5 protein-coding genes, 1 tRNA gene and 1 pseudogene are annotated in these 7,540 nt (G+C 71.4%); 3 read left to right on the plus strand and 4 right to left on the minus strand.

Annotation, left to right across the window (positions count from 1 at the left end):
- Positions 1–82: 82 nt before the first annotated feature.
- Together FNX44_RS30010 and FNX44_RS21050 are read left to right on the plus strand one after the other, a co-directional pair.
- Positions 83–157 carry a 50S ribosomal protein bL37 gene (locus tag FNX44_RS30010; RefSeq protein ID WP_438873728.1) on the plus strand — a complete coding sequence of 25 codons (75 nt, stop codon included), beginning with the start codon at positions 83–85 and terminating at the stop codon, positions 155–157.
- A gap of 211 nt (positions 158–368) precedes the next feature.
- The gene (locus tag FNX44_RS21050) at positions 369–1,718 is read left to right on the plus strand and encodes a chloride channel protein (protein ID WP_143650176.1); all 1,350 of its coding nucleotides are present in this window, start codon (positions 369–371) and stop codon (positions 1,716–1,718) included.
- Between the two features lie 64 nt (positions 1,719–1,782).
- On the opposite strand, the gene FNX44_RS21055 is transcribed toward FNX44_RS21050, so the two are convergent.
- The 4 genes from FNX44_RS21055 to FNX44_RS21070 form a co-directional block, all read right to left on the minus strand.
- Positions 1,783–3,411: an ABC transporter substrate-binding protein gene (locus tag FNX44_RS21055; protein ID WP_323369547.1), complete on the minus strand. Its 1,629-nt coding sequence runs from the start codon at positions 3,409–3,411 to the stop codon at positions 1,783–1,785.
- Positions 3,412–3,416: 5 nt separating this feature from the next.
- The gene (locus tag FNX44_RS21060) at positions 3,417–5,480 is read right to left on the minus strand and encodes an ATP-binding protein (protein ID WP_143650178.1); all 2,064 of its coding nucleotides are present in this window, start codon (positions 5,478–5,480) and stop codon (positions 3,417–3,419) included.
- Positions 5,481–5,542: 62 nt separating this feature from the next.
- Positions 5,543–6,568, minus strand: coding sequence for a hypothetical protein (locus FNX44_RS28600; protein WP_181356533.1), 1,026 nt, complete (start codon positions 6,566–6,568; stop codon positions 5,543–5,545).
- A gap of 558 nt (positions 6,569–7,126) precedes the next feature.
- Positions 7,127–7,202: transfer RNA gene (locus FNX44_RS21070), tRNA-Arg, on the minus strand.
- Between the two features lie 204 nt (positions 7,203–7,406).
- Between FNX44_RS21070 and FNX44_RS21075 the strand changes: the two are divergent.
- Positions 7,407–7,540 (plus strand): annotated as a pseudogene (locus FNX44_RS21075) (electron transfer flavoprotein subunit beta); the annotation flags it as partial.

Genomic DNA, 7,540 nt, shown 5'->3' on the forward strand with positions numbered 1-7,540 from the left:
GCCGCGAGCAGATGCCGACCCCCTGACCCCTCCCTACACTGAAGCCGCGAGACAACGCCCGAAACACCCGAAGGGACCCGCTATGTCCAAGCGAGGAAACAAGCGCCGTGCCCGCAAGAAGAAGGCCGCCAACCACGGCAAGCGCCCCAACGCCTGAAATCACCCGCCGGGCCGGCGGGTGATCCGGCGGCATCCGATCGGCTGAAGGTGATGCGCCAGGAGCACCCCCGTGGGCATGTCGCGAAGCCGGCGGCCCGGCGGCGTGCCAGGCTCGCCGCACACGCCGCGTACACGGCGGCGGGGTCCGGGGCGAGGCCCGGGTGGCGAGGCCCGGGTCGCGAGGCCCGGGTCGCGAGGAGGAAGCGCGGATGGCGGTCGCCCGTGGCGGATCCGACCCCGCGTTCCCCCGCGACCCGCTGACACTCCTCCGCAGCCGTTCCTACCTCGTACTCCTCCTGATGTCCGCGCTGATCGGCGTGCCGGTGTCGGCGGCGGCGTTCGGCTTCCTCGCGCTGGTCGGCGAAATCCAACCCCTCCTCTACACGGACCTTCCCCGGTCACTGGGATTCGACGAAACGCCAGGGTGGTGGCCACTGCCGCTGCTCGGGCTGGGCGGACTGCTGGTCGGACTGACGATCCAGCACCTCCCGGGAAACGGCGGCCACGAACCCTCAGAAGGCTTCGAAACCACCGGCCCACCCACCGCCGCCCACCTTCCCGGCATCCTTCTCGCCGCACTGGCGACGCTCTGCTTCGGCGCGGTCCTCGGCCCCGAGGCCCCTCTCCTGGCACTCGGCGCCGGACTCGCCGCCGGTGCCGTGCGCATGGTCAAGCGGGACCCGCCGCAGCAGGCCGTCGCGGTGCTCGGCGCGGCAGGAAGCTTCGCGGCCGTCAGCTCCCTTCTCGGATCGCCACTCCTGGGAGCCTTCCTCCTCATGGAAGCCTCAGGACTGGCCGGGCCGATGATGGCGCTTGTCCTGGTACCCGGCCTCCTGGCGTCGGGCATCGGCGCACTCATCTTCGTCGGACTCGGCAGCTGGACCGGCCTGGGCACCTACTCACTCGCCCTCCACAACGTCCCCGACGCCGCTGACCCCACCATCACGGAGTTCGGCTGGGCCCTGCTCATCGGCGTGTCCGCCGCCGTCGCGGGCGTGGGCATCCGACGACTCGCCACCCGCCTCCGAACACACGTCGAGAAGCGGCGCGTCCCGGCCACAGTGGTCGTGGGCCTGATCGTGGCAGGCCTCGCCGTCGGCTACGCCGAGGCCACCGGCAAAGCGGCCACCGACGTCCTCTACTCCGGGGAGACCGCGCTGGACCCGTTCCTCACCAACAGCGCCGCCTACTCGGCGGCAGCGCTGCTGCTACTGCTCCTCTGCAAGGGCCTGGCCTACACCGTCTCCCTCAGCGCTTTCAGAGGAGGCCCGATCTTCCCGGCGATGTTCGTCGGAGCGGCGGGCGGCATCCTCCTCTCCCACCTGCCGGGACTGAGCCTCACCGCAGGTTTTGCCATGGGCATCGGCGCGATGAGCGCCGCGATGCTGAAACTCCCGCTCGTCTCCGTCCTCCTCGCCACACTGCTGCTCGGAACGCAGGGAATCACCGTCATGCCCCTGGTGATCGTCGCCGTCGTGGCCTCGTTCGTCACCACCGCAAAACTCACCCCACCCCCCACCCCACAGCCTGAGGCGAGCCCGGAGCGGGGGCAGCCGTGAACTCGCGGGTCCGACCCCGCCCGTGGGCGCAGCGGGAGTCGTCCCTGCGGTGACCGGCGTCCTGTCAGGGGCACGAGCCGTCGAAGATCTCCTCGTAGCTGCGGTAGACGCCGGCCGCCCCGGTCCTCGCGTCGGAGTCCGGCTCCGGGTACTCGCTGACGGGCACCGGCTTGCAGACCGCCCACTTCCGTGTGTCCGGCGACTCGTCGAAGCCGAAGGTGCCGCTCGCCCCGCGTACGCAGTTGACGCAGCTCGTCCCGGAGCGGGTGCCGAGGATGGTCATGTTGACCATCGTGTTGTAGACATCTGCATGCCTCGGCAGGGCCGGGGCCCCGTTCTTCCCCGCCGCTTCCTCCGTCTCCTTCCTGCCGCCGTTGATGTCGTCGTAGGCTCGGCCGGTGGCCTGGGAGAGCACCGTGAAGGCGTCGTAGTACATGACCGCGTAGCCGTCGTCCAGAGGCTTGTTCCCCCACGGCTGTTCGTGTGCCGGGTCGTTCCGCAGTTTCTCCCGCAGCTTGTCGAACTGCTTCAGGAAGCCGCGGGGCCCGGCCGGGAGTTGCTTGTCCGCCGTCCATGACCGGGTGTCGACGGAGGCGGCGTTCACGAGGGTGATCCCGGCGTCCCTCAGTTGCTCGGTGATCTCCGCCGTCGTGGTCTCGGGGTCCATGCCGATCCCGACCTTCAGGATGCGCGTCGGTTTCCCGTGGTCGCAGGAGGGTTCGCTCGCCAGCCGGTCCACCAGGTGGGGCAGATCGTGATCGCGCCCCGCGAAGAAGACCGTGTCCGCTCTTGTCAGGCAGATGCTGCGGGCGACGTCGGAGAAGCGCTGGGGGACTCCCTCGTCCTCGCCGGTCAGCCCCAGGTAGGACGCCTGCCGTTGCTTGAGCCCGTACTCCTTGCCGAAGCGCGCCAGGAAGACGTCCCGGAGGTCGGCGGAGTAACTGTCCAGCTCCCGCCGGTCCGAGACGAGGAAGCCCGTACCGTTCCCGGGGTTCTCGGCGAGGTACTCACGCAGCGCCTCGGCGTAGAGCCGGTTGGACGGGGACGTCTTGAAGAGGTAGCCGGCCTCCATGGTGGTCGAGGTGAGGATGGGGCCGATTGCGGGGATCCGGTGCTCGGAGAGCGCCTCGGCGGCGGCGAGCGTGTCCGGAGTGCTGCTCGGCATGCCGAACACCCCGACCAGCGGCGCCTCGTCGTCGACCATCCCGGCGAGCCGGGCCACTACGGGCTCCCAGTGCTCCATGTTCCTGCCGTTGTGGGCCAGCAGCAACTGGTAGCGCGGGCCCGCCTGGGCGTTGGCCCGGAGCTGGGCGGCGTGCGCGCCCGCGAGCGCGCGGGCGATCTGTTCCGTGCTCATGGTGCTGGAGGCGTCGGAGGTGAACGGCATCATGAGGGCGACCCGCACGTACGGGATGCGCGGCTGCCCGTTCTCCGGTTGGGTCCAACTTCTCTCCACCCGGGCGTTCTCGTCCGCCACGCCGCGTATCAGTCCCTCCAGCTCCGGATCGCCCGGCAGGACTCCGGCGGTCACTCCCACGCACTCTTTCCCGGCTGCCTCCAGCCCGTCGCCGCACCTCTCGGGCAGCAGCCGTACGACGACAAAGGCGACCGCCGCGAGCAGTACGACGCCCACCGCGAGGACGACCGCCTTGTCGGCCGGCCCCCAAGCACGGGTCCTGAAGCGGTTCAGCACAGTCCTCACTCCTCGTCCAGGGCAGAGCCGTACCTCGGGTAGGGTCCTCGCTCGCGCGCCGCGGCCGGCCAGGCCCGGGCGGCCTCGCTGAGCACGGCACGCCCGGAGGGGTGCCGCATCGACAGGAACGTCAGCTCCGAGCCGAGGTCGTCGCACAGGTCGGGCAGGGGTTCCGCGTAGGTCTCGGAGAGGTACCAGAGCGCGTGGAGCAGCCTGTTGACGGACCTGCGTACGTCGTCGGTCTCGGCGTGGCGGTGGTCGTGGGCGCCGCGCGCGATCTCCGCGCGCTCGTCGGTCCACCCGTCCGAAGGGGGCCGGGGCGCCTCGGCGGTGTACCGGAGAGCGTCCAGCCAGCGGCCCGCCTCCCAGACTCCGAAGTACCCGGTCAGCGCGCTCACGACCGCCTCCGCGTCTCCCACCGCCAGGGTGTGCCGGAGGACGTCCGGCCCGTGTCCGGGGCCCCGCGCCGCATGGTGCTCCCGCAGAAGAGCGTGCAGATCCTCCCAGCGCAGCCCCGGCGCGGCCGCCTCCGAGGTCGCACGGGCCTCATGGATCAGCAGGGCGCGCAGGAAAGGGTCGGGGACGAAGCCCGTAGCGGCGGCCGCGGCCCCGTCCGACCGCGTCGTCCACAGCTCCTCCTCCAGGTACCGGGCGGCGGACGGGACCGCGGCACCCGGGAGACCACCGACGGCCGATGTGGACACCGGTACGAGCGCCTGCGCGGCCGCCCGGTCGCGGGCCAGGGCGAGCGGTACCAGGTGAGCGCGTTGCTGGGGCTGCGGAACCAGCTGCTCCAGCAGCACCTCGGCGACCCGCCGCCCCTCCTCGGCCGGCAGGTCGAGCAGCTTCTCCAACTCGACGGCGCCCCGCCCACTGGCCCGTACGACCGCCTCGCACAGCGTCCTGCTGCCCTGCGGGTGGCCCCGGGTGAGGGCATGCAGCGCTGACGGCAGGTGGCGGGGCAGCGGGCCCTCCGCCGCATCGAGCATCAGCAGCAGGTCGTCGTGGGTCAGCGGCGTCAGCGGGACCACGAGCAGCCCCGCGGACGGCGAGCCGGGGACGGCGCGCTCCCAGCCGGAGGTGTGGACCAGCTCGGGCAACTCCCGCCGTGTCGCGTCAGGGTAGAGGTCCCCGCCCTCGCCCAGCCGGGTCGCGACGACCACCAGCGGGTCGCGGGCGCCGGACCCGGACGCGGCACGGTGTTCGAGCAGCAGGTCGAGCACGCGCCGCCCGGCGGCGGTGTGCGCGTTGTCCAGCAGGACGAGGGGACGGGGTGTCCGGTTGACCCGGTGCCACCAGCTGTAGGCGTCGGTGAGGTCCTCGAGGAACGCGGCGACCAGAGTCTGCTCGACCGCCCGCTGGAAGTCGCCGCCCTGGTGGAAGCGCAGACTCAGCCGGATAAGGGCGGCTTCCCCACTCTCGGAGCCCGGGAAACGGCTCTGGTACCACCGGTGCACGGCCCGCTCGTCGCGACTGCGGGTGTGCCGGCCGAAGTACTGCTGGACGACCGCCTCGGTGACAGGAGCCAGGTCGTGCCGGCGCCTGTCCGGATCGGCGAGACGCTCGCTGACGTCGTACGTCCACTGGCCGCCGTCCTCCGTGCTCTTGTGAAGACCGCAGGCCGTGAGGAGACGGGCGATCCGGTCGCGGGCCAGCGACTGCTCGACCTCGCTGCCGCGGTGCCAGCTGGACACGGCGAACAGCCCGGGCATCAGGCGGGCGAACCGGAACCGGCTGGCACCCGGCACCGCGGGCGCCAGCCGGCACACCAGGTGCTCCAACACCTCCACCACGGCCGACGTGTTGGCCGCCGTGGAACCCGACCACCGGCCACCCTGCTCGATCCGCGCGGCGTCAACCCTGCCGACCGGAACGCGACCGCGGTAGGCCCTTTCCAGGAAGTCCAGGACCGCCGTCCTGCCCATGCCGTGGCGGCCGGTCAGCAGCGTCACGGGAAGGTCGCCGCGATGTTCCTGAGGGACGAGTTCCCGCCGGTCGGCCGCCAGGCCGACCAGACGGGGCACCAACGCGCGCAGGAGGGGATCCCGCGCGTATAAGGGCATCCGCATCGCCCTTCCCCCGTTCTGTCGATGTCTCCGATGACGTTGTCGTTCCGCGTGCCCGTGGCGGCTCAGCTTCCGAGCAGCCTCCCGAGCGCCTGGCCGACGGCGTCGAGCAGGAACTGTCTCCCGACCGTGTCGGGCGCGCCACCCAGCAGGCGCCGCATGCCCTCCATCAGCCCACGCTGCCGGTCCGGCCCGGGGCCGCCGCCGTCGCCGTCGTCGCCGCTGTCGCCGTCGTCGCCGCCGTCGCCACCGCCACCGCCGTTGCCGCCGCGCGCCAGGGCGGCCGCGCTGCGCAGCAGAGCCGCGCGGGCCTCCGGATCGAGATCCAGCCCCGGCGCCAACTCCTCGATGAGACGGGCCAGCTCCGCCGGCGCCAGCGCGGTGTGCACCTCGACGCTGTTGCGCACGTTGTGCTCGGAGTCGCCCTGTGTGATGTGCCCGATCGTCCCGGCCTCTATGTGGGTGTGCTGGGCGGGCCGCCGACGCTCGCGCTGCTGCGCCACGTACGCGACGATGTCCGAGGAGCCGCTGAGCACGGCGCTCACGCCCTGCGAGGTGAGCGACACGTGCGAGCCGATGCCGTTGTGGAACGGCGGCCCCTCACAGGTGATCAGCTCCTCCTCGACGAGATAGGCGAGGGCCCGAGCGACCTCGCTCCGGGACAGCGGCTCCCCCAGGAAGAAGACCTCCGGCGAATCGAGGAACCCGCTGATCCGCAGCGGCTGCCGGTGCGGGTTGGCGTGGATCCAGTGCAGCACGGCACGCGTCGCGTGGCGGCCCCGCTGGACCGAGTTCGCCCGCAGCGCCTGCAGCCGGCGAGCCCGCTCCGCCCCGGCGGCCCGGAGCGTCACCACGGGAGCACCCGCGTCCGTGCCGGGCCCGCTGCGGGAGTCGATCAGCTCCTCGGCGCCCAGATGCTCGACGACGGCTCGGACCGCGCTCACGGGAATGCTCTGCGAGGCACCGAACTCCGCGCAGGAGACCTGCCGACCCGGTTCCCCCTCCGCCTTGTCCCAGACCCACAGCAGGAGACGCGGGCCGTACCTCTCGACGTACGCGGCGAAGTCGGCGTGGTCCCTGAACGCGGGCACTGAGGCAGACACTGACCGACCCTCTTCGTCTTCGCACCGACGGCTGGCTGCCGCACCTACCCCGCTTCCGCCCTTTGTAACCAGATCAGTTCACTCGGTGACCGCCCCACAACACCATGGCACCCGCCCGAAGCTGACCCTGCTCGGCTGCTCGGCTGCTCGGCGACGACGGGACGCGTCCCCTCGGCCACCGACACGACCATGAACCTCTGCGTGCCGCGGCGACGACTCGCGCCGGTCGCCGAGTGGGAAACGGTGCTACGGGTGGGGGATGCCGAGACCATAGCGGCGGCTCGCAAGTGGCACGGCCGTGTGGAACGTCGAGCTCTACGCTCTCGCACGGTGTGACCTGGGCATCTCAGGCCCGCAGCCACCGTCCGGCGACTGGCCCGTGCCCGGCAGCAGCAAGAAGACACCACCTGAGCACGCCCCGCCCTTGCTGCCGTGCCCTGTCCCCCGGACCCGGCAGACAGCACCAACCGGCCGCCGACCAGGCGACCGCCGTCAAACGGCATCGTCAAACGCCCCGGACCGAGACCGGTCCGGGGCGTTCGCGGCTGGTGCCCCCGGCAGGATTCGAACCTGCGACACCCGCTTTAGGAGAGCGGTGCTCTATCCCCTGAGCTACGGAGGCGGGAGAGCACGCTGCGGTGAGGTGCTGACCGACCTCAGACAGGGTAACGGATCAGCGTTCGTGCGTGGTGGCTTGCCGTCCTCTTCGGTGCGCGGTTGCTCGGCCGGCGGATGCGCCCGTGTGGCTCCGGCGCCGGGAGGGTACTAAGTGTAGTATCGGTAGGGAACTGAGTTCCGCAGTTGTGACCAGGACGGAGACGGACCCGTGGCCCTGAGGATCGTTGTCTGTGTGAAGTACGTGCCCGACGCTACTGGCGAGCGGCAGTTCACGGAGGACCTGACCACGGATCGTGAGTCGGTGGACGGTCTGTTGTCGGAGTTGGACGAGTATGCGGTCGA

It is taken from the genome of Streptomyces alkaliterrae, assembly GCF_007097205.2.
GTDB lineage: Bacteria > Actinomycetota > Actinomycetes > Streptomycetales > Streptomycetaceae > Streptomyces > Streptomyces alkaliterrae.